This is a genomic window from Bacillota bacterium, from assembly GCA_040754675.1.
In the GTDB taxonomy this organism is placed as follows: domain Bacteria; phylum Bacillota; class Limnochordia; order Limnochordales; family Geochordaceae; genus Geochorda.
The window spans coordinates 1-2,430 of sequence record JBFMCJ010000587.1 but is presented as its reverse complement, the minus strand read 5'-3'; the positions used below and the strand labels follow the sequence as shown (position 1 = coordinate 2,430).

The following is a 2,430-nucleotide window of genomic DNA, read 5'->3' as shown; positions in this document are numbered from 1 at the left end:
AGCCCCATAGAGCCGAGACAGCCCCTCCCAGCAAAGGACCCAACGAACCGCAAAGGTTCAGCGTGGACTGGAAAACGCCGCTAGCTGTTCCGTGCTCTTCGCCTGTTTCCAGAACAGCCAACAAAGCGCCTACATATAGGCAAGAACCGCCCACTCCACCCAGGACCTGGACCCCCATCAACCCAAACCGCCCCTTAGCATAAGCCAGCCCGACAAACGTACATATGGATAAAAGCTGCCCGACCAAAAAGAGATCACGGCTTCTAAACCTGTGCAGTTGCGGCATGACCACAAATTGCGTAGCAAAGTTTAGACCCCAGAGCAACCCAATCCATAGTTCGTCCAATCCCAGGCTAACAAAATAGACTGGTAGAATCGCCCATACCGCGTAGGCGCCCACGTAGCGGAGAAAGACACCCAGATACACATGATAATTCCTCCCCAGTGTCAACCACACATTTGCCACAATCGGTGACTTCCGAGAAAAGATCTCCTTAGGCACTAACGAGATACAAAAGGCCAACAAACAAGACAGGCAACTCGCGAAGGAGCAGCAGGTAAACGTCTTTAGAAAGGCTGCAGCACCTGCCCCAGCAATCCAACCCAAGCACGCATAAGAGCTGAACTTACCGACGTCTGTGCCGGATTCGTAGGCATAGGCGATCAACGCAGGAGTCGCAACTCCCACGGCAACCCCGGCAATGGCACGTGTGATCATGAGCAAAGACAAACTGGACGCCACGAGTTGCCCGCCGAAAGCCATGCACGCAGCCAGAAGTCCGATTCGCACAAAGAGTAACCGACCGTTGGAGTCAGACAGCCAGCCCGAAAGAAGGGAACTGATTAGGAAGGCCGAGCCATAAAGAGAAACAACAAGTCCGACCTGTAAATCCGATCCACCAACCTGCTTGGCGACCAAGGGCACAAAAATCTGCGAGCACTGAACCGAAAAGCCAAACAGAAAGTTTAGCAGGTACAACAGGTGGTAATACTCCGTCGCACAGCTCAACGGCACCAAGCCCGGAGACCCTGTCCTGCGAGAGGTACGCCCCCTCGGGCACAGCAACCTACGAGCGCCGATGCTCGATTTTTCTAACGTTGGCTTCGACAGTATCGTCATAGGTCACCCGACATCAGTGAACAGCATCACCCTCGCCCTAACAGTCGCTTGGCCAAGCCCACCGCTGCAAAGGCGTTTTCTGCATACCCGTCAGCCCCGATTTCCCGTGCGAATTTCTCTGTCACCGGAGCTCCGCCGATCATCACCTTAACGGATCCCCTGAGCCCTGCCTCCTCTAGACCCCGAATGGTGGCCCGCATGTTGAGCATTGTAGTTGTCAGAAGCGCCGACAGGCCCAAGAGGTCTGGTTTGTGCTCTCTCACACTTTGAACAAACCGCTCAGGTGGCACGTCGACCCCGAGATCGGTAACGCTGAAACCGGCTCCTTGCAACATCATCGCTACGAAGTTCTTTCCGATATCGTGGAGGTCGCCCTTGACAGTACCGATGACGACCCGGCCAGCCGTATCAATTGCCGAGCCGCCTTTATCGCTCGCCAGCAGCTCCAGAGAGCAACGCAACGCACGTGCTGCAACCAACAATTCAGGGATGAAAGCTTCTCCCCGCTCAAAACGCCGGCCCACCTCATCCATAGCCCGCATCATCCACCCGTTCAGGATCTCACACCGAACCCCTGCCTCCAGGGCCCTCTTGGTGAGTTCCCGTGCTCGCTCTGCTGCGCCCTCCATGATCGCAGCCTTCAGCTGCTCGGCCAGGTCCACAACCGATCCCCCCTTAGGCGAACTCTGCCCAGCCCTTTCCTACCTCATCCCTTCGAGCGGATACCACCCGTACTTATTGACTGCCTGGGCAAATGCCAAAACGTTCTCCACCTTGCAGTAGTCAGTCAAGCTGTTCGCGCTGCTAATGATATAGCCGCCGCCAGATCCTGCCGTCAGAATTGTGTCCTTGACGGAGTTTTCAACCTCGTCGGGTGACGCCTGGGTAAGAATATAGTCGAGGTCGATATTCCCTACGAGACATAACCTTGCGCCGTAACACCTCTTAACCTCCCCAATGTCCATGGCGCGCGGCTGGATGGGGTGGATTGCATTCATCCCCAGTGTTAAAAGATCGTCCAGCAAGGGCATGAGATTCCCGTCGCTGTGGAAAATCCATGGTTTTTTGATGCACCTAGCCACCTCGCGGATGTAGGGCAGAAAGAGCTCACGGAAAACCTTCGGCGAAAACCACGGTCCATGAGTGTCTGCTATATCGTCGTTAACCCAATAGAAGTCGAAGTCCAGCTGGTTCACGTACTCAATCACCGTGGCACACCAAGTGCAAAAGCGCTCAACCACCTCTCGCACAAACGCAGGGTCGTCATAAATGTAGTAACAAAACCTCTCGAGCCCGATACTTTCGATAGC

The 2,430-nt window shown here is 54.9% G+C and carries 3 protein-coding genes; all 3 read right to left on the bottom strand.

Annotated elements, in window-relative coordinates; all coding sequences use genetic code 11:
- Nucleotides 1-1,015: MFS transporter (locus AB1609_21245; protein MEW6048962.1), on the bottom strand; the 1,015-nt coding region annotated here is incomplete at its 3' end.
- Between the two features lie 131 nt (nucleotides 1,016-1,146).
- On the bottom strand, nucleotides 1,147-1,782 hold the full coding sequence (locus tag AB1609_21240; protein MEW6048961.1) for a corrinoid protein: 636 nt from the start codon (nucleotides 1,780-1,782) through the stop codon (nucleotides 1,147-1,149).
- 39 nt (nucleotides 1,783-1,821) lie between these two features.
- A partial coding sequence (locus AB1609_21235) for a uroporphyrinogen decarboxylase family protein (protein ID MEW6048960.1) occupies nucleotides 1,822-2,430 on the bottom strand: 609 nt, incomplete at its 5' end.